Genomic DNA, 20,103 nt, shown 5'->3' on the forward strand with positions numbered 1-20,103 from the left:
CATGGATCCGGGTCAGCTCAACACCGTCGCGGACGGCCGGGTCTTCAGCGGTCGCCAGAGCGTGCCGCTGAAGCTGGTGGACGAACTCGGCAGCGAACGCCAAGCGGTGGCGTGGCTGGAGAGCGCCCGCGGCGTTCCGAAGGATTTGCCGATCAAGGATTGGAAGCCGCGGTCGGAGAGCGACTTCTCCCTCTGGTCGGCGGCCGGCATCGGCGCGGACCTCCTGGGCCTCGAAGGCCTTGCGGCGCGGCTCCGGACCGTGGGCGCGGAGGCGCAGGCCGCCCGCGGCGGGCTGCTCGCCCTGTGGCGCCCGGAACCCTGAACGACCGCCCGCAGCCCGCCCCGATCCCGCGAGAAGACCGGACGCCATGATCAAGTCGGAGCTCGTCCTCAAGATCGCCGAGCAGAACCCGCATCTCTACCAGCGCGACGTGGAGATCCTGGTCAACGCGATTCTCGACACCATTTCCGACGCGCTGGCCCGCGGCGACCGGGTGGAGCTGCGCGGCTTCGGCGCCTTCTCGGTCAAGCGCCGCGAGGCGCGCCGGGGACGCAACCCCCGCACGGGTGCCGCCGTTGCCGTGTCCGAGAAGGCGATCCCCGTGTTCAAGACCGGCAAGGAGATGCGCCAGCGTCTCAATGCGGCGGGCATCGGCGAGAGTGCCTCGGCGGCCGAGTAGGAAGGGTTCGTAAGCGCGATGATCCGATTTCTGAAGAGCCTCGTGCTCCTGCCGATCGCGGCCTTGGTGATCCTGCTGGCGGTCGCCAATCGCGCCCCGGTGCAGCTCTCCTTCGATCCGGTCAACCCGGACGCGCCGGTCTTCAGCGTCGGCCTGCCGCTCTACGCGATCCTGTTCGGCGCCGTGGCACTGGGCATCGTGGTCGGTGGCATCTTCACGTGGCTCGGTCAGGGCAAGACGCGGGCCCGGGCGCGCTACCATCGCCGCGAGGCCGTCCGCTTCGAACGCGAGGCGACGCGGCTGCGGACCTACGCGCCGGAGAGCGAGACGGCGGGCCCCTACACGGTGCCGAATACCGGTCGGACTGCCCTGCCGGCCACGCGGTAACGGGGCCCGGGCGCGCCTCGAGGTCCTAGCGCGCGACTCGCGCGGCGGCCACGAAGGCGGCGATCTTATCGGCGTCCTTCGCCCCGGGGGCCGATTCCACGCCGGACGACACGTCGACAGCGCCGATCCCCGTGCGGGCCAGTGCCTCCGCGACGTTGGCGGCATCGAGGCCTCCCGACAGCATCGTGCCGGGCGGAAGAGCGGCGCAGCGCAGGAGCTCCCAGTCGAAACGACGGCCGTTGCCGCCGGGCAGGGCCGCGTCCGGCGGTGCCTTGGCATCCAGGAGGATCCGATCGGCGACGGCTGCGTAGGCCGGCAGCACCGACAGATCCGCACGGGTCCCGATGCCGAGCGCCTTCATCACCGGCCGGCCCGTGCGGGCACGGATCGCCGCCACGCGCTCGGGGCTTTCCCGCCCATGGAGCTGGATCAGGTCCGGATCCACCGCCGCCACGGCCGCGGCGACCAGGGCGTCGTCCGGGTCGACCAGCAGGATGACCCGCTCCGCGCGCCCACGGGCGAGATCCGACAGGGCCGCGGCCCGCGTGAGCGCGACATGCCGCGGGCTGCGCGGAAAATGCACGAGTCCGATCCAGTCCGCTCCGGCCTCCAGGGCTGCGGTCAAAGTCGCTTCGGTGCTGAGCCCGCAGATCTTGACGCGGGTCGGGGTGACGGACTCGGAGGCCATGGGCGTCCTATAGCGGATCGTGGGCCGCCGATCAGTCCCCTTCGACGGCGGCCTTGGGGCGCTCGGATCCCGTGGTCAACCGCCATGCGGTGAAACCGCCGCGCCGGCTTCGGTACCTGTCCGGACACCGAGACGCCGGAACGGCGCTGCCCGGGCCGGTGGTGTCGATTCGATGACGTCGAGGTCGCGCTAGTACAGGGCCGGCACCGAGACGTTCGGTATCGGGAAGCCGCTGAAGACGAGCTTCCCGTCGACCAGCCGCAGCGGAGGAAGCGCCTTCAGGGGCGTTGTGTCGGTCGACGCCTCTGCATCCGGGCGTCGACCGAGGCCCAGCAGCCCACCGACCAGCTGCCCGACCAGGGCGCCCCTCTCAGAGCCGAAGCGCTGGCCGACGATGCTGCCGATCAGCGCGTCCACGCCGGCGGCACGGAGATCGATCTGGCCCGCCGGACGGTGGGCATTGTCGAGGGCAAGCGTGCCTTTGGCCTGCACGCGCTGCGCACCCTTGGCCAGCGAAAGGGCCGTCAGGTCCAGGGCACCACCGGCTTGCCGCCAGCGCTCCAGCTCGCGCGCGACGGTTCCGGTCCGCAGCACGGTGGCCTGGGTGAGGGTCGCGTCCAGGGCGAGGTCGGCGGGATCCCGGGTGGCGGTGAGGGCGTCGAGCTGCGGCGACGCGGCCTGGACGAGACGCAGGCTCACATCCACGGCGCCCGCCGCTTCGTAGCGGCCGGGCGCCGGTCGCGCGTGTACCTCCAGATGCCGGCCGGAGACCGCGATCGGCCCCGGCTCGGCGCCGGTCACCGTGACGTTGGGCGCGTCGATGACGGCGGAAGCCCGGGTGAACCCCTCGGCCGCACCGTGAAAACTCCCCTGGAAGGCCTTCCACGAGGCGTCGCCGGTCAGGTCACCCTGCTCGACGTGGAAGGGCCCGGCGCTCTCGAACACGACGAGACGGGGCTGGTAGATCTGGGCGACCGCGGTGCTGGGCCCGAGCCGGAAGCGTCCGTCGACCCGTTCGAGGGTCACTGCACTGCAGCGCAATTCGATGCGGAACGGGTAACCGCCGAGCGAGCGATCGGCGCAGGTCCAAGTGCGGCCCGCGGCCGCCTCTCGGGCGATCCAACCGTCGATCTCGTCGGCCGTCCGGGCTCGGATCCAGAACCAGGCGGCGGACCAACCTACGACCACGATCGCGAGCAGGACGTACGGCAGGAACAATCCAAGGCGCGAGCGACGCGCCCCCGATCCCGGCGACGCCTGGGCTGTGTCCTCCGACCGCGTCCGTTCCTGCACCATGCGTTCCGCTCCCCGACCAAGCCCCAACAGGGGCCGCGCGGCTTCGCATGAGGCCACGCAAGGGGCGAAACTGGGGCAGCGCCGCGCCCGGTCACGGCCGGGGCGTCGATCCGCCCCGCGCTTCATCCCTGACCGGGGACCGGCGCTCGCCCCGCGGGACGACGCGCCTCCACCATCGTCCCGATCAGACCTGGGCCGGCTCGACGGTGTCGATCTTCAGATCCTCGACGATCGCCACCCGCTCGGCATCGTTCTCGGCGAGGCGATGCACGTGCATCTCGGTGGCGCCGCCGCGACGGACCCGGTCGAGCCAAGTGCGCCGGAGATGGTCGCGCGGGCTCTCGCTCGAGCTGGCGACCGACAGCATCTCGGCGATGCCGGTGTCGTCCCGGCGGACCGCGATCACCACGGCCTCGGCCATCTCGTCGAGATCGAAGCCGCCGGCCGAATGGACGCCCACCACGTAGCGGCGGCCGGAGCGGCCGCGCCATGCAGAGAGCGGCAGCGCGGGAGACCCGCGCAGGCCTGCGGTCGTCTTGAGGCGTTCTTCACGCACATCCTGCCTCCGGCTGCGATCGTCCTTCAGGTCGCGAAGCGCGGCCGACCAGGACAGGGCTCTTCTGTTCGCCATTTGTTCCAAATTAGCGTGTGATATCCACAGGCGTCAAGGGCGACGTTCCTAAGGGAGGATGTGGGTATTGCGCCCGTTATCCACAAGCTGGATCCACCCGTGACCCGTGCGATGCCGGCCGCCGCGCAGCCGGAACGGATCAGCGGCGCGCCGAGGCTTCTGCGACCGCGCCGGCGCGGAGCTCGACCCGCCCGCGCTGGACCTCGTCGACGAGGGCGGCGGAGGCGGCTTCCAGGCGCTCCTGCGCCAAGGCCTGAAATTCCTGCCGGGGCAGGCCCGGGGGGATCGGGGGCAAGAACTCGATCACAGCGGTTCCCGGCCGGCGCACGAGGCTGTTGCGCGCCCAGAACAAGCCGGTGTTCAGCGCCACCGGCACGCACGGCACGTTCAAGGCGACGTAGAGGTGGGACAGGCCCTGCTTGTAGGCTGGTGCCGCCCCGACCGGGCGGCGGGTGCCCTCCGGGAAGATGATGAGCTGGCGTCCGCGCCCGATGGCCGCGCCGGCGGCGGCGTTCATCAAGCTCATGGCCCGGGTGCCCTTGGAGCGATCGATCGCCACCATGCCGCTGCGCGACAGGTACCAGCCGATCAGCGGGATGAGCAGCAGTTCCTTCTTCAGGACGTACGCGAAGTCCGGCAGCACCGTGCAGAGGGCCAGGGTCTCGAGCGCCGACTGGTGCTTGGCCGCCACCAGCAGGGGCCCCGGGGGGATGTTTTCCATACCGCGGAACTCGACCCGTGTGCCCGCCACGACCCGGAGCAGCCAGAGGGTGATCTGCCCCCAGGCGCGGGCCAACCCCATCACAGACCGTCCGGAAATCAGCGTCGGCAGGCCGACGACCGCCAGCACCGTCGTGGCCGCATAGAAGCAGATGTTGAAGGCGAGGGAGCGGAGGGCGAGCATCGGATTCCGAGTCGTTACGGCTTTCCTGTAGCGCGCCCTTGGGCCCGCGGCCAAGCGCGACCGCAGTTGAAGGGTCAGGCCCCGCCGGCGACGCGATCGTTCCGCCTGTAGCCCGCGCCCCGTCCGGCGACCAGCCAGTAGACCAGACCCGCGCTCGCGCCGACGGCGAAGAGGATCACCGTCAGGCGCGCCTCGGCGGCCAGGAGCGCGGGATCCCGAGCAGATCCGGACCGCATGGCACCGCGGGTGAGCCAGGGGAGGGCGGCCGTCAGCAGGCCACAGCCCGCGCCGTACCAGAGCAGGCCACGCCGCCCGAGGACTTCGCCGGCCAGACCGACCAGGGCCGGCGGCACGACCAGCAGGACGAACAACGCCTGGGCCAGACCGGCGATGAAGAGGATGAGCCCCTCCGGTGGCAGTCCGGCCGACAGGTCCGACAGTGCCATGTCGAGGCCGGCGAGCGCGCCGCCGGTCAGCCACGCCTGCGCGGCCGGGTCGATGAGGAGTGCCGACACGAGCACGGCGGACCCCGTCGGGACCGCGAGCAGCAGGGCAAAGGCTCCGAGGAACAGGCGGCCGAGGGCGTGCATCCCGCAAGCCTCTACACCGGTCGGCTCGGCTCGTCGCGCGAAAGCCGCGCCCGATCCTCGTGGATCCGGCGCGGCTTCAAAGGGTCGGGTGCCTCAGCCGTGGGCGGGCGCGGCGGTCCCGTGGTCGCCGGGCGTGTGCTTCTTGCGGAACCGGCCGAGCCAGAGCGAGAAGTGGCGGATCACCACGTAGAAGACCGGCGTCAGGAACAGGCCGAAGAGGGTCGCGCCGATCATCCCGAAGAACACCGCGGTGCCGAGGGCCTGGCGCATCTCGGCGCCGGGGCCGGTGGCCACGACCAGCGGCAGGGTGCCGAGGATGAACGCGAAGGCGGTCATCAGGATCGGACGCAGGCGCAGGCGGCAGGCTTCCACCGCCGCATCCACCGGCCCCCGGTGCTCCCGCTGCTCGATGTCGTGCGCGAACTCCACGATCAGGATCGCGTTCTTGGCCGCGAGGCCGATGAGCACGATCAGGCCGATCTGGGTCAGGATGTTGTTGTCCTGGCCGCGGAACTGCACGCCCGCGAGGGCGGCGAGCACTCCGGTCGGCACCACCAGCAGGATCGCCAGCGGCAGCGCCCAGGACTCGTACTGCGCGGCGAGAACCAGGAAGACCAGGAGAACGCCCAGAGCGAAGACCGCACCGGCGGTGCCGCTCGCGGCCTTCTGCTGATAGGCGATCTCGGTCCAGTCGTACGCGTAGCCGTCAGGCAGCGCCTTCTTGGCGAGCGCCTCCATGGCGTCGAGCGCCTGACCGGTGGAGATGCCGGGCTTGGCCACGCCCTGTACCGGAACCGAGTAGTACAGGTTGAAGCGCTGCACGATCTGCGGCCCGGTCACGTCGCGCACCGAAGCGAGCGTGCCCATCGGCACCAGGGCTCCCGTGGAGGAGCGCACCTTGATCTGCGAGATGTCCTGCACGGAGGTTCGGAACGCCGCGTCGCCCTGCAGGCGCACCTGGTAGATGCGGCCCAGCGTGTTGAAGTCGTTGACGTAGGTGCCGCCGAGATCGGCCTGGACCGACGAGAACACGTTGGCGAGCGGCACGTTCAGCATCCGCGCGATGGTGCGGTCGATGTCGAGGAAGAGCTGCGGCGTCGAGTTGTCGAAGGTCGTGAAGACGCGCTGCACGTCTGCGCTCTGGTTCGCGTGGGCGATCACCTCGCCGGCCGCCGCCATGAGCGGGCCGATGTCGGAGGATTGGCGGCTCTCGATCTGCATCTTGAAGCCGCCGCCGCTGCCGAGACCGCGCACGGGCGGAGGCGGGATCACGATGACCCGGGCTTCCTGGATGTCCGAGGTCGCCTTGAGCACGTCTCCGGTGATCACCGCCGCACTGCGTCCTACCTCCGCGCGCTCCTTCGCGCCCGTGAGGGTGAGGAACATGACGCCGGCATTGGTGGTGTTGGTGAACGTCGCCCCGTCGAAACCCGCGATGATCACCGCGTTGGCGACGCCGCTCACCGTGCGGGCCTGCTTGGCCGCGCGCAGGATCACGTCCGTGGTGCGATCGAGCGATGAGCCGGAGGGGAGCTGCACGACGCCGATCAGGTAGCCCTGGTCCTGGTCCGGGATGAAGCCGGTCGGCGTCGTCTGCGCGAGGTGCAGCGTGGCAGCGATCACGCCGGCATAGACCAGAAGCATCACGCCGAGGCCCACGATGCCGCCGGTCAGGACGCGGATCGTCCGGCCGTAGGCATCCGACGTGGCGTCGAAGGCGCGGTTGAACCCGTTTGCCAGCCAGGCCACGAACCGCGTCAGGAAGAACTTCGGCTCCTTCCGGGAGTGGTGCGGCACGAGGAGCAGCTTGCACAGCGCCGGCGAAAGGGTGAGCGAGTTGAAGGCCGAGATCAGGGTCGAGGCCGCGATGGTCAGCGCGAACTGCTTGTAGAACTGGCCCGAGATGCCCGGGATGAACGCCGTGGGCACGAACACCGCCGCCAGCACCAGCGCGATGGCGATGACGGCACCGCCGACCTCGTCCATCGTCTTGTGGGCCGCATCGCCGGCGGAGAGACCCTCGGCCATGTTGCGCTCGACGTTCTCCACCACCACGATGGCGTCGTCGACCACGATGCCGATGGCGAGCACCAGCCCGAACAGGGTCAGGTTGTTGAGCGAGAAGCCGAAGGCCGCCATCGCCGCGAAGGTGCCGATCAGGGACACGGGAATCGCGATCACCGGGATCAGCGCCGTGCGCCAGCTCTGGAGGAACACCAGCACCACGATGACGACGAGGCCGACCGCCTCGAACAGCGTCTTGTAGACCTCGTGGATCGATTCCTCGATGAACTCGGTCGGGTTGTAGGCGATGCGGTACTCGACGTCCGGCGGGAAGTTCTTCTTGACCGTCTCCATCACCTTGCGGACCGACGCGGCCGCGTCGAGGGCGTTGGTGCCCGGCCGCTGGAACGCGCCGATGCCCACCGCGGGGGTCTCGTTAAGGAAGGAGTTGGTCGTGTAATCCTTCTGGCCCATCTCAACGCGGGCGATGTCCTTCACCCGGACGAGGCGTCCGTCCTGCGCCTTGATGATCACCTCGGCGAATTGCTCGGGCGTCTTGAAGCGGGCTTGCGACTGGACGACAAGCTGGAACGCCTCGCCCCTGGCGGCGGGTGGTCCGTTGAGCTGACCGGCCGCGACCTGGACGTTCTGCTCCTGCAGCGCCGTCGTCACGTCCGTGACCGACAATCCGTAGGCGGCGAGCTTGTTGGGATCGACCCAGATCCGCTCCGCGTACTCGTTACCGCCGAAGATGGTGATGTCGCCCACGCCGTCGAGGCGCAGCAGCTCGTCGCGGATGTTCAGATAGATGTAGTTGGCGAGGTAGTTCTGGTCGTAGGTCTTGTTCGGCGAGAGCAGGTGCACGACCAGCATCAGGTCGGGCGAGGCCTTGCGCACCGTGACGCCGAGGTTGCGCACGTCCGGCGGCAGGCGCGGCTGCGCCACCGACAGCCGGTTCTGCACCAGCACGTTGGCGATATCGAGGTTGGTGCCGACCTTGAAGGTCACGGTCAGCAGCATGTTGCCGTCGTTGGTCGACAGCGACGTCATGTAGAGCATGTTGTCGACGCCGTTGACCTCCTGCTCGATCGGCGTCGCGATCGTGGCGGCCACCGTCTCGGCGTTGGCGCCCGGATAGGAGGCGCGCACGGTCACGGTCGGCGGCACGATCTCGGGATACTGCGAGACCGGCAGGCTCTCGTAGGCCACGAAGCCGAGGATCAGGAACACGATCGACGTGACGGACGCGAAGATCGGCCTGTCGACGAAGAAATGGGCGAAACGCATCGGTCAAACCTCTGAGGCCCGCCGGTCTCCCGGTCGGGGCCCTGCGTCGTCGGTGCGGGGCGCGCCAGGTGGCGCGCTCGGAAGCGGTCGCGATGAGCCGCTCGGGCTCACGTCTTGCTCGGCGGCAGCTCGACGGTCTCCGGCGTCACCTTGGCGCCGGGCCGGATACGGGAGATGCCGTTGACCACGAGGGTCTCGTCCCCCTTCAGCCCGGACTGGATCACCCGATAGCCGTCGACCTTCGGTCCCAGCGTCACGTCCTTCTGCTGGATCACGTTGTCGGGACCGAGCAGGTAGACGATCCGCTTGTCCTGGTTGGCGGCCACCGCCTCGTCGGGGATCAGCACGCCCTGGTACGGCTTGGTCGCGGGCATCGAGACGATGCCGAACAGGCCGGGCTTGATGAACAGGTCGCCATTCGGGACGGTCGCCCGCAGCAGGATCGTGCCGGTGGCCGTGTCGACCCGGTTGTCGACGAAGTCGAGGCTGCCCTTGCGGGTCGGCTTCGCCTCGCCGGACAACGCGATCAGGATCGGCACGCCCTTGCCCTGCTGGGTCTGACCCATGCCGATGCCGAGGCTGTTCTGGTACTTCAGGAACGACTTCTCGTCGACCGTGAAGCTGAAGTAGATCGGGTCGAGGGACACGATCGTCGTCAGCATCGTCTGGTCGGCGCTGACGATGTTGCCTTCGGTGACCAGCCGCCGGCTGATCCGGCCGTTGATGGGCGCCTTCACCTCGCTGAAGTCGTAGTTCAGCTGGGCGTTGTTGAGGGCCGCCTGGGCGCTGTCGACGTCGGCCTGCGCGGTCTGAGAGGCCTGCCGGCGCTGGTCGGTGACCTGCTCGGAGATGTTGCCGCTGCGGGACAGGGTCTGGGCGCGCTCGAGGTCCGTCTGCGAGAAGGACTGGCGCGCCTTGGCGGAGGCGAGCGCCGCCTGGGCCTGCTCCAGCGCCGCCTTGTAGGGCCGGCGATCGATGACGAACAGGAGGTCGCCCTTCTTCACCGTCTGGCCGTCGGTAAAGTTGATCTTCTCCAGGTATCCGGTAACGCGAGCCCGGACCTCCACGTACTCGATCGCGTCGAAGCGGCCGGTATACTGGTCCTGCTCGACGATCTGGCGGACCACGGGCTTGGCCACGGTCACCTTGGGCGGCGGGCCACCCGGTGCCTGTGCCCGCACGGGTGTCGCGAGCGGACCGGCCACGAGGCCGGCGGCCAGTGCTGAGATCACGGTGAGAAGGCTGGGAAGCCGGCTGCGCATCGGGTCCTGCTGTCCGTTGGCCGACCCGTTGGTCGCGCCGAGCTTGACGATTGTTCCGCCGCTGGAGCGCCGTAACCCGCGGGAAACGCTGTTGCTTGTGCGCGAGCGCACATCACGGCGTCGTGAGCCGGATTGAACCGCTGGGTTACTCGACCGGTTCGCCGGACCCGTACCAATCCTTGAAACCGCCCTTGTAGTGTTCGGCGATGTCCAGTCCGGCGTTCTGGGCTGCCATCAGCGCGTGAACCGAGCGGACGCCCGACGCGCAGGAGAAGACGGGCCGCCGCCCATCGTGGGCGATCAGCGCCCCGACCGCTTCGGGATCGAATTCCGACAGGGGATGCGAGACGGCACCCGGTATGTGTCCGGCAGCAAATTCATGCGCTTCGCGCACGTCGATGATCAACATTGACCCGTCGCTGAGCCCGCGCTTGATCGTATCGCGATCGAGGTCGACCACCTGCATTGGCAGGATCTCCGTTCAGCCCAGGCCCTCGCCAGCCCTGTGGGCTGACGCGTTTCCTTATTCGTCAGGCCGAAGGGGTGCAACTTGCTGCGTCCCGGCGAGGGGACGCGCGGCTCCGCTCAGAGCGCGTCCAGCACGGGCATCACGGATCCGAAATGCGCCTTCCAGCCCGGCGGCTCGTACCCGTCGAGCCGCCCGATCAGATCGACCCGCACGGGCGAGGCGGGACGCGCCAGCGCCTCGATCGTCGCCGTCCAGCCGGGGCCGTCGAGAGGATCGTGAAACCGGGCGAAGCGTCCGGCGATCTCGCGATGGACCGGCAGGTCCGAGGCGACCACCGGCAACCCGCAGGCCGCAGCCTCCACCACCGGGATCCCGTAGCCTTCCGCGAAGGAGGGCATCAGAAGGGCGGTGCAACTGCGCATGAGGGCGGCGAGTCCGTGGGTGGACAGACCGGTGGCCTCGATCACGTGGGCCACGACGCCGGGGCAGCGCTCGAGCATGTCGATGGCGCTCTCGGCCTCCCAGCCGCGCCGCCCGACCACGACGAGGCGGGGCGTAGAGGCACCGTGCCGCTCGGCCAGGCGCCGCCAGATCTGAAACAGCAGGAGGTGGTTCTTGCGCGACTCGATCGTCCCGCACACCAGGAACGTCGGCCGGTTGGGGTGGAACCGGGGCCCGGCCCGCCCGAACGCCTCCTCGACGCCGAGGTGGCCCACGGCCACCGGCGGCCGGCTGAAGCCTTCGGCGGCGAGATGCTCCAGGGTCAGGCGGCCGGTATCGGCCGAATTCACCAGGATCGCGGCCGCATGCCGCCCGATCGTGCGCAATCGTGCCCGGTGGCGGTCGGCTTCGCCGGAGCGGCCGTATTCGGGATGGGTGATCGGGATCAGATCGTGGACGAAGAACGCGGCGCGCACGTCCCGCCGCGTATACAGCCAATCGAACCGGCCGGGGTTGTCGAGACGCAGGTGCGAGGTGTGGAGATAGAGCGCATCGCGCGGCAAGGCGGCGATCGGGCTGCCCCGCAGGGCCATGTCGGCGGCGGTCCGCGCCTGGATCCGGCGCCGCTCGGCCGCGCTGGCCTGCGGGGGAGGATCCTGCCTGGACCTGCCGCCAACCCCGGCCCCGGCGGAATCGCCGCAGCGCGTGGCCAGCCGGTGATAGACTGGGTCCGAGGCGGCCTCCCGATCCTCCACCCAGCCGGCAGCCACGGCCTCGACGATCGCCAGCGCCCGGGCGCGGTCGAGGACGCGTGGGCCGAACGCCGTCGACACCACGCCGAAAGCTGGACCGGGCCGGCCCAGGAAGACGCGGGCGTAGGCCAGGTCGACCCGATCGATCCCGGAGGGGCTCGGGTGGCGCAGGCGCGTGACGAGGCGCGTGAGATCGAAGGCGATCGGTCGGTCTGTCATGATCCTGAAGCGAGGCGGCTGCGGCCGTCTCCCTATCGAGCCGAACCCGCCATTGCCAGCGTGCCAGACCACGCCACGGGGCTTGCACAGGCGCGGCGCGACGGCTAAGAGCGCCGAGCCCGCGTGGCGTCGGAGTGTAGCGCAGCCCGGTAGCGCACCTGTCTGGGGGACAGGGGGTCGTCGGTTCAAGTCCGGCCACTCCGACCATTTTTCCACAGTATCGGCAATGAGTTAGATTAGGCAGCCTCCGGGCTGCCTTTCTCATTTCAGGGTCCTGGGGTTCATCTGGGGTGCATTATTTACGTTGGGGATCATCGGGGTTCTGAACCCGACCCGCACCCCAAAGTCCTCGAACGGGCTCACTGCCGATCGAGCGGTACGACGAAGCTACGGTTAGAGAGCCTTCGACCACAGCAGAAAGCCGGTGGCGGCCACCAGGAGCCAGCCCGAGACGCGGGCGATGCCGGCCGCAGGCACTTCCTCCTCCAAGCGATAGTAGGCTGCCTCGGCCAGGATCGCCGACCACAGCGCAGTCTCCAGGCTTAGAACGGCAGCCAACCACGGCGACATGGTCGATCCTCGAGAAAGAGGCCGAGGTCCGAAGGCCCCGGCCGAGTCTGGGAGGAAACGCCCGCCATGGGCGAAGTAGCAGCCCGCACAGCTCGTGCCACAACAGAGCCTCCGACGTGGGAAGGTGCTTCTACGAACCAACGGCCGCTCCGGACGGTTGGCGCCGTTTAGCGTGATCGTTCGATGAGACCCTTATGGATCGCCCCCGCCGCGTCGGCCTACCGTGGTACGCTCTGGAGCAATACGAGGCGTTGCGCACCAGCCTCGCCGACGGTGGCAAGCTGCCGCCCGAATACGAGACGTGGCGCATCGCTACCGAACAGATGGAGCGGGAGGTGCAGCGCAGCGGCGTCGAGGTCGTGCGCGTGCCGATCGAGCCAGATGTCTTTGCAAACTGGTGCCAGCGCGCCGGGCTTCCACGCGATGCCGCAGCGCGTTCCCGATACGCGGCCGCGGCGCTGGCGGCAGATTGGGCGGTCTGAGGCCCAAGCCAAGCGCCGGCTGGCGGATGAGTACGATGCCGCGCAGGAGCGGGGCGAGGTGGCTACGCAGTCGCGCGGAGGCGCCAACATCGCAGACGGTGTTCCAGACGGGAACACCGTTGCAACCGTCACCGACCTCGGCCTAACCCGCAAGCAGGTGCACGAGGCCCGGCAGTTGCGCGACGCTGAGGCAGTCGACCCGGGCGTGATCCTACGTTGGAGCGAGGTTTGATATCGTGGCGAAATTCACGATCCAGATAAGCGCGGCTCCAACCAAGAAAGCGGCGATGTAGAAAAGTGAAACTGTGAGCTTCGCGGCCGTAGGAGAGACGGCGTGAGATAATCTAGTCGTCAATTTGCCTGGAAGATTGTAGTCTCTTTCTAGTTCCGTTGCGACGGCAACGCTCGCGATCAGAAGCTTGAAGTAATAATGCCTGTCCGTCAGATACCCAACAAGCAGGAACATAAAGCCCGCAAGGATCAGCATCGTGGACACGTGGAAACTGAAGCTCACATATGAGTCCACATTGATCTTGGTGTTTGGATGGGATGCAAAGAATGCGGCTCCGGATCCGAACGCGGCGATGGTCAAAGTTGATGTCAGCTGCCGGACACGCTGAATCAACTCGTTGAAGTGGATCTGGACGCGGATGACGTTCGCCCATTGATCCTTGGGTACATCGTTCTTCGCAGTCATTGTGTCGTCAACCAGTGAGGCGGTGTCGATGGCTTCCATCGCGATGTGTCCGCGTTGATGGTCCCTTCCTACTCCATACCTCCCGCAGGGTTCCGTCAGTTCGATGACAGTGAGCGAACGGCCCGCTCCGCTATCGCTGCCTGCAAGAAGAAGCCCCGGACTGCCTAAGCAGCCGGGGCCATTCACCGTGAGAGCCGCACATCACTCGGCTGCAGCGGCCTTCTTCGGCTTGCGACCCCTCGCCGGCTTCTCAGCTGCCTCAGCAGCATTTTTTCGACCGCGTGTCTTCGCGGCATCGCTCACCGTCTCTGCCGGGTTCGCGGCTTTCGCGGCGGCCTTCTGCCTGTTTTGACCGAGCCCGGTACTGCGGGCGAATTCTGCTCGCATGGCCGAGTAGCTGGCCGACGTCATTGGATAGTCGACCGGTAGACCGAAGCGCTCCCGGTACTCCGTCGGGGTTAGGCCATTACCCGTGAGATGGCGCTTGAGCGTCTTGTACGGCTTGCCGTCAATGAAGGAGATCAGCCCATCTGGCTTGATCGACTTCCGGACCTGCGCCGCCGTGAGCTTCTCCACCTTGGGTTCGGCGGAATCAGGGGCGCCGTTGAGGCCGACGATCGCAGCGTGCACGTCGGCGAGGAGTGTCGGCATATCAGCTGGGCGCACGGAGTTGTTCGACACGTACGCCGCGACGATGTTGGTGGTAATTTCGATGAAGTCGGTGTTGTCTGACACCGGAATTGATGTGCTGTCGTCCACTCGCGCCTCCATGATGTGCGTGCACGATGAACGAGATCGATCGGGCGTTCCGTCAAGGGCATCTCTGCAGGAAATCAGCTAATCGCGCCAGATATCGACTGAATCCTCAGGCGAAGCTGTTGGACGTCAGGCATTGGTTGGCCGAGAACGAGAAGAGCCTCGGACCGTTTATGCGGCGAGAACCGCCCCACGCGTTGGTGCCTCCGGACTGATAAGATCCTCATCAAGCGCCGTGCCATCGTCGAGCCCCACGTCAGCGCCGGTGCTGTCGCACACTTGAGCCATCGAACTGAGTACTCGTCAGCGCGGTAGAAGCGAAATCGCTCGTGTTCGCGTGTGTGAGCACACGGTTACAGTTTTGATTGAGTACGAGGCTCCGAATCGCCCCAAGTTCGGGTGCATCGAGAGGGCGAGATCATGCGAAAAGGAGCGAGACTTCCACCATGGCTGGCGCGGCGTGGATATTCTGCGCAGCTGAAGAGGCGTCTAAGCAACTCCGCAAAGCCAAAGAAATCGGAATTGGCTCACGACGATCTGACGCTTGGGCCTACGCCTCAGGGTGTCGGCGTGGCCGCTGAACTCCAGCAGTACCTGACGCGGCGCATGGCCAAAGCTGGTTGAATGTTATGGTAAGCCCCGGGTCCAATGATTGGCCCGGGGCTCTCTCGTTCAGTCAGCTGTGCGGGATAAGCCGGCAGTCAAGAGATCTTCATCCGTCAGCCGGACCGAGGCGAGGCCGTAGGAGGCCTCATACGCGGCCAGCCGCCGGTTGAGGGTGGCGAAGGCCCACCGGACCCGCCGGAGGCGCCAAGCGTGCAGCAGAAGGCCGAACGGACTTCCTGCGATCGCGCGGCGCTTCTCCTGTTGGATCGCTGCGGGCGAGAGCTTCGGCGGCAGGATCACAACGTTCCTCCCGCTACCGGCCGGAAAGTATCGCCCCACATGCCTTCGGCCGTTGTCGACGTCAGGGGGCAGCCGGCTGCTGCGAGGACTACGGGGGCCCGCAGCTGGGCGTCGAGCCCCCATGCCTCCATGCCGCCGCCATGGTCGCGGCGCTGGAAGCTGAAGCCCGGGTTCTGCGCAGGTATGAAGCCGCTGTCCCGCGCCTCTAGCGAGGCCCAGTGTAGCTTCATCCGCTCGTAGGCCAGCCACGCCGAGTAGGTCGCGAGAAGGCCAGGCGTGATCGGGGTGGCGGCCCCTGTCGGCTCGCCGGTGAGCACCACGCCACCGCCGATGAGCGGGAGGGTGGTGAGGCCGGCGAGGAAGCCGCGGCGGGATCCAGGAGCGTTCATGCCGCCTCTCCCTCAAGCTCGCGATCGTCGGTGGATCCGCGGGCCCATCCGATCTGCGAGGTCGAGCGGTCGGGGAACTCCGGCCGCCAGCCGCACGCCTTCATGATGCCAGAGGCCTCAGGGCTGCCCAGGATCGGCTCATCGTCCGCCTCGTCGTGCTCCCGGTCGAGGAAGTGCAGGCTGTTGTCGCTCGGGACGTGTGCGTCGACTCCGGCCAGCCACTCGGCGGCGCAGAGGGAGGCCTCGAAGTCCGAGCTCAAGCCCACCATGCCGTTGCCGGCCTGGATCGCGTGGCAGACCTGGTAATCGGCTTCAAGGTCTGGATCGGGCGTGAGAGCGTCCAGGACCGCGATGTATCGGTCGACCTTATCGAGGCCGGCCTTGATCTGCTCAGCGATGAGTGTGCGCAGGTGCGCAAGGCGCGCGAGCTGTAGCTCGTGCGCCGCCGCCACGGATGGCGGTACGGGGATGTGGATGGTCATGGTGTGGTGCTCTGGTACGAAGGGCTTGTCACGGCCCCGCCCCGCGAGGGGCTTCTACCGGGAGACGGACCCGGCAGCCGGGGGGTGACAACCTGCCAGAGCGACAGGCCGAACGCTTTTAAGGCTTGGCAGCCTCTGGACAGCACGTCCGCCCCCGGCCAATATGGCCGCGTTCGGTGCCGCGCTGCCAAACGCGTCCGTTCCGACCCCGCCAAGGGTCGAACTGCTCCGCCGCCCCTCCTGCCAGGGAGGAGCACGATCCCGCCAAGGATCTTGCGGATATGCTCTAGTCCGGGTTGTCACGCCCACGGACATAGTTACCGCGGAACCCGCCGGGCGCAAGCCGGGGCGGGTTTTCTGCTTTCAGGGCAGAGTGTGGCGGATGGCCACCAGGCCGCTTCGAGCACAGGTGCCGCGCATGCCCCTACCGCCCCTCCGAACCCGCTTCGTCTTGGCGGCTCTCGTGGTCATGCTGGCCGCTGGCTTCGCGGATTGGGGCTTCCTGGCGCCTGGGAGCCACTTCGAAACCTTCCTGGATGTCGCCATAGCGAGCGGCTCGGCCACCGCGGCACTCCTGCCACTCATGCTGTCCTGACGTTCTGCTGCCGCATAACTTATCGGACCTCTGTCCTATCAGCATTCGAATTGACCTACGCAGCATATTTCCGATACCGAATAGAATTGCTCAAAATTCCGCGACAGATTGGCAGCATTGCAAGTTTGTAACTTGTGGCGTGGGCACCGACGTCACATCTCGATCGCGAGGGCGCATATCAGGAACGCATAGAATGCTAGAAGAAACCGCCGAGCTCGGCTCCAACTTCACTGAACTGGCTAGCGAGATCGTCGCTGCCTACGTTTCCAACAACTCCGTCCCGGTCGCAGAGCTGCCGAACCTGATTCAGAGCGTGCACGGAGCGGTGGCAGCGCTGGCTACTGGGCACTCTTCCAACACAGCTTTGGCAGAGCCGACCGAAAAGCCAACGGCCGCCGAGATCCGCAAGTCGATCCGCCCGGATGGTCTCGTGAGCTTCCTCGACGGTAAGACCTACAAGACCCTGAAGCGGCATCTCACCGCTCATGGGCTTGAGCCCCGGGCCTACCGCGAGCGCTTCGGTCTGCCTGCGGATTACCCGATAGTGGCTCCGAGCTACGCCGCCCAACGCTCGGCGCTTGCCAAGGCGATCGGCCTCGGACGGCCAGGCGCGATGGCTGAAGCTGAGGCAAAAGGCCGGCGAAAGGTCGCTTGACCGTACAGCGGCGTCAACCCTTCCGGTCCGCTGGCAACAGGACCCCGCCGCCGAAAGCGCGCGGGGTCTTTGCGTGCAGACAGTGCCAGCGGGTCAAATTGTTGAGCCGACAGCGTAGAACAGCGTATCGAGGATGCGATATGGAAGCTGCTGTGGGCGTTCACCCGGCCTGGAGCTGTCACAGCGGCGGCTACGCGCTAGACGAGGATCAGGCCGGCCCGCGCTCGTTCGATACCTTGGTGGACTGGTACCAGCTCACCCACCCATGGGAGGCCTCCTCAATCGAGGCGCGGTTGCGAGCGGAGGGCTGATCGAGGCTCAACTCCTGGAACTCGAGAAAACCCAAGTTTGGACACGCGGAGTGCAAAGCTGCTGGACTGTCGGGTTTTCGCCGCGCCTCACGAAGAAGTTCCCTTGGCGATGGTCTTACGAGCCCGTCGTGAAACCCCGACCGTCTGAAGGGTACCCACCGGGTGGGTACCCCCGCAAGCAATGTCGGAAAATCCGATACTGCTTCAAATCGCCCGGGAGGCGCGGGGTCGGCTCGCGCTCGCGCTTGGATGACTCAGGCGGCTATCAAAGTGTCGAGATGGCAAGAGCCCTCCAACATCTCTACACACCATGTATTGGCATTCTTAGTGCCGCCATTGCGCAATCTAACGTGACCAGTTCTTAGAACATCGCTTTTGATCTTTACGCCAACTTCACGCAGCTGTTTTTCTACAGCAGGGACGCGCCTTCGAACCGGATTAGCTTTGAACGTCGTGGTCGCAAAGGCGGCGTCGCTATGCGATCGAATTCTTTCTATATCCGACTGAAGCGGCAGGCCTCTGCCTCGGTTCCATGGCGTGAGTACAGTTGTTGGCCGAGATACAAGGAGATCGTCCCAAACGGCTCCACAGTGTCCATTAAATGAGCCGTGATGGGGGATTTTAAAGAAGGAAGCCTTACCCGGCGGGCGAGATGAGGACGAGATTATCGCAGTCCACCCCAGTTCTGGATCATTCCTTTCCTCCAAATCGGCGCCTAGCAATATGGCTAGATCTCCAATCGAAATCCATGCAGCAATGGATAGGTCATTGCGACCCTGTTCCGGAGCGCGCCTTTTAGCTTCAGTCGGTTGCGGCATCAGATTACCTATTGCGCGTAGCGATAGATCAAACTGCTTTGCCGATGGAGATAGACCCCAGATCTCGCAGGATTGCCCGTGAGCAAGATCTGTTCCAGGGCATTGATATAACCTGGTGTCTGCAACAACTCTCGCAGCGCGCCGACCCTCGTCTCGGACGATTTGAAGAGTAGACATTATCTCCGACGCGCCAGAACCTGAAACCAGCCCATGGGCTTCGTCGTATGATGCGAGGGTCTCTAAAAATTCTTGAGTTGTCAAAGCTGCAGCTAGGCAAAACTTAGCTGATTTGCACGCGCGAACTAGTGCAGACAAGCCGCGAATATGATCGTCGTGCCAGTGCGTTGTGACAATAAGATGTACGCACTCGGCAGGATCTAATCCCAAAGTTGTCAGATACGAGGGTGCGGCTGGAGATTTATCATGACTATTAATACACGAGTCAATTACAATCCAACGTCCTGAGCCAATGTGTATTAATATAGATTCACCATATCCTGGCCCAATCACGCTGATCTCGATTTGATTGTGATCAGGCGCAGACACGATCACTCCCAGTTTATGTTGTCGATCAAGTCCTTTGCTCGGGCCTTAGCCCGCGACAAATCTCGGCGGCTCCAAGACGGCATTCGGCGGAAGACCAATTGAGAAACTCTTCGCCTTTGGCCCCCGATGGATCGTTGATAGCCAATAACCCATCGGAATACAGCGCCAGGACGTAGCAGCTTACGATCGTTTTCCGAAAGATCAGCAATAGGAAATTCCGCGATCTCCTCTTCGGAAGATTGACCTGCCGTACGATCAACTAGTTTGGCGGTAAAATTGTCGCCAGCCAACTCGACAACATATCCCTCCCATTCTTGAAGGGGCTGCAGCGAGACACGTATTGCCTGGGCATTGGGATCGCCGATCCAGATCGGCTTGACGTCCCCCGGCAAGTCTTTAGCGTCAAACCGTTGAGCGGTAGGCGCATCGACCTGCTGCTGCCCAATTACTGCAGACGCAGCCTGTCTATTAAGTTCCAGCTTATTCTTGATTGCGTCTGGAAAATAGGTTTGATTTACTTCATTGTCCGCAAACGACTCTAGATTATAGAAGTGCCGAAGCGCGATTGCCATTTTTTTATTCTTCTTCCGCGATCTTCATGATTTGATCTATGATCCACTCCGCCCGGTTTATAACATCATCAAACTTATCGCACAATGTCTGGATGATACGCTCAGCACCCTCGCCGTCTTGGGGGACGTTGATGTTGCTGTGATCATTTATTCTAATATATACGCCGGTATTTCCTGGCAAAATATTAGACGGCTGCACCGTTGCTTGAGTATATCCGTTTAGGACTTCGTTTTTCCAGACCTCTCTCATCGTTAAATCGATGACTCCGGATCTCAACTCTTTAGGTCGCTCGTCTAATTCTTGGCCCCAGTCTCCCCAGGGGGTCGTAGGTGCTAATTTGCGGCCGAGCGCAAAGCGCGCAGGCTCAGATTTTAACCTGAAATGAACTTGGCGATTGATCCCAAATGATGTTACCGGCGTATAAACCAAGAACTCACCAAATGTTTTAGCGACTACATCAAGAGCTGTTACCCAAGGAGCTTCGTTTGTATCGACTTGAAAGCGATTTTGCTCAACGTGAATATTTTTCGATCCGAGACGAAACATCACGACTTCAGGATGAATGACACCAATCTGTGCTTCATCCGCTTCGGCTTCGCTAACGATCTCACGGCGAGCGAACCATTGAGGGGAAAAGATCGCTGGGTTGAAATTACCCAGCAAAACCACGGCTACCCCTCCAATCTCTGGCTCGATGCGCATGGCAAATTCCG

The 20,103-nt window shown here is 65.4% G+C and carries 25 protein-coding genes and 1 tRNA gene; 8 read left to right on the forward strand and 18 right to left on the reverse strand.

The annotated features are described in order from the left end of the window. The 3 genes from MKK82_RS28085 to MKK82_RS28095 all read left to right on the forward strand — a co-directional run. Positions 1–322: S49 family peptidase (locus MKK82_RS28085; protein ID WP_243987510.1), on the forward strand; the 322-nt coding region annotated here is incomplete at its 5' end. 46 nt (positions 323–368) lie between these two features. Continuing rightward, positions 369–680 (forward strand): integration host factor subunit beta, encoded by a 312-nt coding sequence (locus MKK82_RS28090; protein ID WP_091785957.1) that lies wholly within the window; start codon positions 369–371, stop codon positions 678–680. 18 nt (positions 681–698) lie between these two features. Further along, a complete protein-coding gene (locus tag MKK82_RS28095) occupies positions 699–1,067 on the forward strand; it encodes a LapA family protein (protein ID WP_243987512.1) in 369 nt (122 codons plus the stop codon). 25 nt (positions 1,068–1,092) lie between these two features. On the opposite strand, the gene MKK82_RS28100 is transcribed toward MKK82_RS28095, so the two are convergent. The 9 genes from MKK82_RS28100 to MKK82_RS28140 all read right to left on the reverse strand — a co-directional run bounded on the left by MKK82_RS28100 (position 1,093) and on the right by MKK82_RS28140 (position 11,610). Beyond that, a complete protein-coding gene (locus MKK82_RS28100) occupies positions 1,093–1,755 on the reverse strand; it encodes a phosphoribosylanthranilate isomerase (protein WP_238290757.1) in 663 nt (220 codons plus the stop codon). A 189-nt stretch (positions 1,756–1,944) separates the two neighbouring features. Then, positions 1,945–3,051, reverse strand: a complete 1,107-nt coding sequence (locus MKK82_RS28105) for a DUF2125 domain-containing protein (protein ID WP_238290756.1) — start codon at positions 3,049–3,051, stop codon at positions 1,945–1,947. A gap of 184 nt (positions 3,052–3,235) precedes the next feature. Further along, on the reverse strand, positions 3,236–3,682 hold the full coding sequence (locus MKK82_RS28110; RefSeq protein WP_243987514.1) for a hypothetical protein: 447 nt from the start codon (positions 3,680–3,682) through the stop codon (positions 3,236–3,238). A 139-nt stretch (positions 3,683–3,821) separates the two neighbouring features. Next, positions 3,822–4,586, reverse strand: coding sequence for a lysophospholipid acyltransferase family protein (locus MKK82_RS28115; RefSeq protein WP_238290754.1), 765 nt, complete (start codon positions 4,584–4,586; stop codon positions 3,822–3,824). 74 nt (positions 4,587–4,660) lie between these two features. Next, complete coding sequence (locus MKK82_RS28120) at positions 4,661–5,176, reverse strand: hypothetical protein (protein ID WP_238290752.1); 516 nt, start codon at positions 5,174–5,176, stop codon at positions 4,661–4,663. Positions 5,177–5,269: 93 nt separating this feature from the next. Continuing rightward, on the reverse strand, positions 5,270–8,467 hold the full coding sequence (locus MKK82_RS28125) for an efflux RND transporter permease subunit (protein ID WP_238290750.1): 3,198 nt from the start codon (positions 8,465–8,467) through the stop codon (positions 5,270–5,272). 107 nt (positions 8,468–8,574) lie between these two features. Next, entirely contained in the window at positions 8,575–9,729 is a 1,155-nt protein-coding gene (locus MKK82_RS28130; RefSeq protein WP_238290749.1) for an efflux RND transporter periplasmic adaptor subunit, read from the reverse strand. A gap of 145 nt (positions 9,730–9,874) precedes the next feature. Further along, positions 9,875–10,195, reverse strand: a complete 321-nt coding sequence (locus tag MKK82_RS28135) for a rhodanese-like domain-containing protein (protein WP_238290748.1) — start codon at positions 10,193–10,195, stop codon at positions 9,875–9,877. Positions 10,196–10,314: 119 nt separating this feature from the next. After that, complete coding sequence (locus tag MKK82_RS28140; protein WP_238290747.1) at positions 10,315–11,610, reverse strand: glycosyltransferase family 4 protein; 1,296 nt, start codon at positions 11,608–11,610, stop codon at positions 10,315–10,317. A gap of 130 nt (positions 11,611–11,740) precedes the next feature. On the opposite strand from MKK82_RS28140, the gene MKK82_RS28145 reads away from it, so the two are divergent. Next, positions 11,741–11,817, forward strand: a tRNA-Pro gene (locus MKK82_RS28145). A 186-nt stretch (positions 11,818–12,003) separates the two neighbouring features. Here MKK82_RS28145 and MKK82_RS28150 read toward each other — a convergent pair. After that, a complete protein-coding gene (locus MKK82_RS28150) occupies positions 12,004–12,180 on the reverse strand; it encodes a hypothetical protein (RefSeq protein ID WP_243987516.1) in 177 nt (58 codons plus the stop codon). A gap of 194 nt (positions 12,181–12,374) precedes the next feature. On the opposite strand from MKK82_RS28150, the gene MKK82_RS28155 reads away from it, so the two are divergent. Beyond that, the gene (locus tag MKK82_RS28155) at positions 12,375–12,662 is read left to right on the forward strand and encodes a hypothetical protein (RefSeq protein WP_243987517.1); all 288 of its coding nucleotides are present in this window, start codon (positions 12,375–12,377) and stop codon (positions 12,660–12,662) included. Positions 12,663–12,873: 211 nt separating this feature from the next. Here the strand turns inward: MKK82_RS28155 and MKK82_RS28160 are convergent, their stop codons facing one another. The 5 genes from MKK82_RS28160 to MKK82_RS28180 all read right to left on the reverse strand — a co-directional run bounded on the left by MKK82_RS28160 (position 12,874) and on the right by MKK82_RS28180 (position 15,892). Continuing rightward, positions 12,874–13,398: a hypothetical protein gene (locus MKK82_RS28160; RefSeq protein ID WP_243987519.1), complete on the reverse strand. Its 525-nt coding sequence runs from the start codon at positions 13,396–13,398 to the stop codon at positions 12,874–12,876. Positions 13,399–13,560: 162 nt separating this feature from the next. Continuing rightward, entirely contained in the window at positions 13,561–14,118 is a 558-nt protein-coding gene (locus MKK82_RS28165) for a MucR family transcriptional regulator (protein ID WP_243987521.1), read from the reverse strand. Between the two features lie 669 nt (positions 14,119–14,787). Then, positions 14,788–15,021 (reverse strand): hypothetical protein, encoded by a 234-nt coding sequence (locus tag MKK82_RS28170; RefSeq protein ID WP_243987523.1) that lies wholly within the window; start codon positions 15,019–15,021, stop codon positions 14,788–14,790. Further along, positions 15,018–15,410 (reverse strand): hypothetical protein, encoded by a 393-nt coding sequence (locus MKK82_RS28175; RefSeq protein WP_243987525.1) that lies wholly within the window; start codon positions 15,408–15,410, stop codon positions 15,018–15,020. The genes MKK82_RS28170 and MKK82_RS28175 overlap by 4 nt, the downstream gene beginning before the upstream one ends. Next, the gene (locus MKK82_RS28180; protein WP_243987527.1) at positions 15,407–15,892 is read right to left on the reverse strand and encodes a hypothetical protein; all 486 of its coding nucleotides are present in this window, start codon (positions 15,890–15,892) and stop codon (positions 15,407–15,409) included. The genes MKK82_RS28175 and MKK82_RS28180 overlap by 4 nt, the downstream gene beginning before the upstream one ends. A 418-nt stretch (positions 15,893–16,310) precedes the next feature. Between MKK82_RS28180 and MKK82_RS28185 the strand changes: the two genes are divergently transcribed. From MKK82_RS28185 to MKK82_RS28195, 3 genes are all read left to right on the forward strand, one after another. Beyond that, on the forward strand, positions 16,311–16,487 hold the full coding sequence (locus MKK82_RS28185) for a hypothetical protein (RefSeq protein ID WP_243987529.1): 177 nt from the start codon (positions 16,311–16,313) through the stop codon (positions 16,485–16,487). A gap of 193 nt (positions 16,488–16,680) precedes the next feature. Beyond that, the gene (locus tag MKK82_RS28190; RefSeq protein WP_243987530.1) at positions 16,681–17,142 is read left to right on the forward strand and encodes a MucR family transcriptional regulator; all 462 of its coding nucleotides are present in this window, start codon (positions 16,681–16,683) and stop codon (positions 17,140–17,142) included. A gap of 140 nt (positions 17,143–17,282) precedes the next feature. Beyond that, on the forward strand, positions 17,283–17,453 hold the full coding sequence (locus MKK82_RS28195; protein WP_243987532.1) for a hypothetical protein: 171 nt from the start codon (positions 17,283–17,285) through the stop codon (positions 17,451–17,453). Between the two features lie 254 nt (positions 17,454–17,707). Here MKK82_RS28195 and MKK82_RS34490 read toward each other — a convergent pair whose 3' ends face one another. Genes MKK82_RS34490 through MKK82_RS28205 form a run of 3 tightly spaced genes read right to left on the reverse strand, consistent with a single transcriptional unit; the run spans position 17,708 to position 20,092 of the window. Then, positions 17,708–18,823: an MBL fold metallo-hydrolase gene (locus tag MKK82_RS34490; protein ID WP_409566839.1), complete on the reverse strand. Its 1,116-nt coding sequence runs from the start codon at positions 18,821–18,823 to the stop codon at positions 17,708–17,710. Continuing rightward, entirely contained in the window at positions 18,820–19,389 is a 570-nt protein-coding gene (locus MKK82_RS28200) for a hypothetical protein (RefSeq protein WP_243987534.1), read from the reverse strand. Before MKK82_RS28200 ends, MKK82_RS34490 begins: the two co-directional genes overlap by 4 nt. 4 nt (positions 19,390–19,393) lie before the next feature. Beyond that, positions 19,394–20,092: a hypothetical protein gene (locus tag MKK82_RS28205; RefSeq protein ID WP_243987537.1), complete on the reverse strand. Its 699-nt coding sequence runs from the start codon at positions 20,090–20,092 to the stop codon at positions 19,394–19,396. Positions 20,093–20,103: the final 11 nt, after the last annotated feature.

Origin of the sequence: Methylobacterium sp. E-046 (assembly GCF_022829625.1) — a bacterium.
Taxonomy (GTDB): domain Bacteria; phylum Pseudomonadota; class Alphaproteobacteria; order Rhizobiales; family Beijerinckiaceae; genus Methylobacterium; species Methylobacterium longum.

What these genes read in the sequence shown, in the direction of transcription:
- MKK82_RS28160 (WP_243987519.1), bottom strand. Translation starts at nt 13,398, where the DNA reads ATGGAAGCCATCGACACCGCCTCACTGGTTGACGACACAATGACTGCG.
- MKK82_RS28105 (WP_238290756.1), bottom strand. Translation starts at nt 3,051, where the DNA reads ATGGTGCAGGAACGGACGCGGTCGGAGGACACAGCCCAGGCGTCGCCG.
- MKK82_RS28130 (WP_238290749.1), bottom strand. Translation starts at nt 9,729, where the DNA reads ATGCGCAGCCGGCTTCCCAGCCTTCTCACCGTGATCTCAGCACTGGCC.
- MKK82_RS28100 (WP_238290757.1), bottom strand. Translation starts at nt 1,755, where the DNA reads ATGGCCTCCGAGTCCGTCACCCCGACCCGCGTCAAGATCTGCGGGCTC.
- MKK82_RS28140 (WP_238290747.1), bottom strand. Translation starts at nt 11,610, where the DNA reads ATGACAGACCGACCGATCGCCTTCGATCTCACGCGCCTCGTCACGCGC.
- MKK82_RS28120 (WP_238290752.1), bottom strand. Translation starts at nt 5,176, where the DNA reads ATGCACGCCCTCGGCCGCCTGTTCCTCGGAGCCTTTGCCCTGCTGCTC.
- MKK82_RS28195 (WP_243987532.1), top strand. Translation starts at nt 17,283, where the DNA reads ATGGAAGCTGCTGTGGGCGTTCACCCGGCCTGGAGCTGTCACAGCGGC.
- MKK82_RS28150 (WP_243987516.1), bottom strand. Translation starts at nt 12,180, where the DNA reads ATGTCGCCGTGGTTGGCTGCCGTTCTAAGCCTGGAGACTGCGCTGTGG.
- MKK82_RS28135 (WP_238290748.1), bottom strand. Translation starts at nt 10,195, where the DNA reads ATGCAGGTGGTCGACCTCGATCGCGATACGATCAAGCGCGGGCTCAGC.
- MKK82_RS28115 (WP_238290754.1), bottom strand. Translation starts at nt 4,586, where the DNA reads ATGCTCGCCCTCCGCTCCCTCGCCTTCAACATCTGCTTCTATGCGGCC.
- MKK82_RS28090 (WP_091785957.1), top strand. Translation starts at nt 369, where the DNA reads ATGATCAAGTCGGAGCTCGTCCTCAAGATCGCCGAGCAGAACCCGCAT.
- MKK82_RS28185 (WP_243987529.1), top strand. Translation starts at nt 16,311, where the DNA reads ATGCCCCTACCGCCCCTCCGAACCCGCTTCGTCTTGGCGGCTCTCGTG.
- MKK82_RS28180 (WP_243987527.1), bottom strand. Translation starts at nt 15,892, where the DNA reads ATGACCATCCACATCCCCGTACCGCCATCCGTGGCGGCGGCGCACGAG.
- MKK82_RS28110 (WP_243987514.1), bottom strand. Translation starts at nt 3,682, where the DNA reads ATGGCGAACAGAAGAGCCCTGTCCTGGTCGGCCGCGCTTCGCGACCTG.
- MKK82_RS28095 (WP_243987512.1), top strand. Translation starts at nt 699, where the DNA reads ATGATCCGATTTCTGAAGAGCCTCGTGCTCCTGCCGATCGCGGCCTTG.
- MKK82_RS28205 (WP_243987537.1), bottom strand. Translation starts at nt 20,092, where the DNA reads ATGCGCATCGAGCCAGAGATTGGAGGGGTAGCCGTGGTTTTGCTGGGT.
- MKK82_RS28190 (WP_243987530.1), top strand. Translation starts at nt 16,681, where the DNA reads ATGCTAGAAGAAACCGCCGAGCTCGGCTCCAACTTCACTGAACTGGCT.
- MKK82_RS28155 (WP_243987517.1), top strand. Translation starts at nt 12,375, where the DNA reads ATGGATCGCCCCCGCCGCGTCGGCCTACCGTGGTACGCTCTGGAGCAA.
- MKK82_RS28200 (WP_243987534.1), bottom strand. Translation starts at nt 19,389, where the DNA reads ATGGCAATCGCGCTTCGGCACTTCTATAATCTAGAGTCGTTTGCGGAC.
- MKK82_RS28175 (WP_243987525.1), bottom strand. Translation starts at nt 15,410, where the DNA reads ATGAACGCTCCTGGATCCCGCCGCGGCTTCCTCGCCGGCCTCACCACC.
- MKK82_RS28125 (WP_238290750.1), bottom strand. Translation starts at nt 8,467, where the DNA reads ATGCGTTTCGCCCATTTCTTCGTCGACAGGCCGATCTTCGCGTCCGTC.